The sequence below is a fragment of the Staphylococcus sp. GDY8P196P genome (assembly GCF_017891705.1).
GTDB lineage: Bacteria > Bacillota > Bacilli > Staphylococcales > Staphylococcaceae > Staphylococcus > Staphylococcus ureilyticus.
Window position 1 is genome coordinate 1 of record NZ_JAESJS010000042.1, and the last position, 1,080, is coordinate 1,080.

At 36.9% G+C, this 1,080-nt stretch carries 1 protein-coding gene; it reads left to right on the forward strand.

Features of this window, described 5'->3' with window-relative positions; genetic code table 11:
- The first annotated feature begins 1 nt into the window (after position 1).
- Positions 2–994, forward strand: a complete 993-nt coding sequence (locus tag KA814_RS13535) for a relaxase/mobilization nuclease domain-containing protein (RefSeq protein ID WP_053033444.1) — start codon at positions 2–4, stop codon at positions 992–994.
- Positions 995–1,080: the final 86 nt, after the last annotated feature.

Below are 1,080 nucleotides of genomic sequence, written 5' to 3' on the forward strand. Positions count from 1 at the left end.
TATGGCAACAACTAAAATAAGCTCAACAAAATCAACATCAAGGGCTATTAATTACGCAGAGAAACGGGCAGAAGAAAAAAGCGCTTTGAATTGCGATATAGATTATGCAAAAAGCAGTTTTAAAGCAACACGTGAAATGTATGGCAAAACAGATGGCAACGAAGGACATGTGGTTATTCAGTCTTTTAAACCTAACGAAGTAACGCCAGAACAATGTAATCAATTAGGCTTAGAATTAGCCGAAAAGATAGCACCTAATCATCAAGTTGCCGTATATACGCATAACGACACAGACCATGTTCATAATCATATTGTGATTAATTCAATTGATTTAGAAACGGGGAAGAAATTTAATAATAATAAAAAAGCACTGCATGATATTCGACAAGCGAATGACGAAGTTTGCCAATCGCATAATCTATCAATACCCGAAGAAAAAGCGAAATTACGTTATACACAAGCAGAATATAGCGTATTGAACAAAGGGAAAACATCTTGGAAAGATGAGATAAGGCATGCCATAGATCAATCGCAAGCAGCGTCTTATGAAGAACTGGGTAATGATTTACAACAAAATGGCATAAAAATTGAACGTATTACAGACAAAACAATTACTTATCGACATTTGGAAGAAGATAAAAAAGTGCGTGGGAAGAAATTAGGCGAAGATTACGACAAAGGGGGCTTAGAAATTGGCTTTAACAGACAAAATGAACAACGAGAAGAACAAGCAAGACAGAGAGAACTTGAACAGGCAAGACGAGAGAAAATCAAGCGAGATAAAGAGCGAGAGAAAGAGTGGGCTCGATTTAATAGAAGTACGCAAGCAATTAGACAGAATAGAGAGCGTAGCGAACGAGAAGAACGAGAACGAGAGCGAAAAGCTAGAGAACTTGAAGAACAGAATAGAAGAGCTAGAGAAGAGCGAGCAAGACAGGAACGAGAGAACAAACATACTCATGAAAAGACTAGAGGCTTCGACCTCGAACTTTAATAATAAGTTAGATGTTTTTGAAGAAAAGACTAAGCATGCAAGATTAAACTTTGAAACAACTGCAAAGCACTATATTAAACGACTTG

Excerpts from the sequence above, each read along its gene's own strand:
- KA814_RS13535 (WP_053033444.1), top strand. The coding sequence starts at position 2 with ATGGCAACAACTAAAATAAGCTCAACAAAATCAACATCAAGGGCTATT.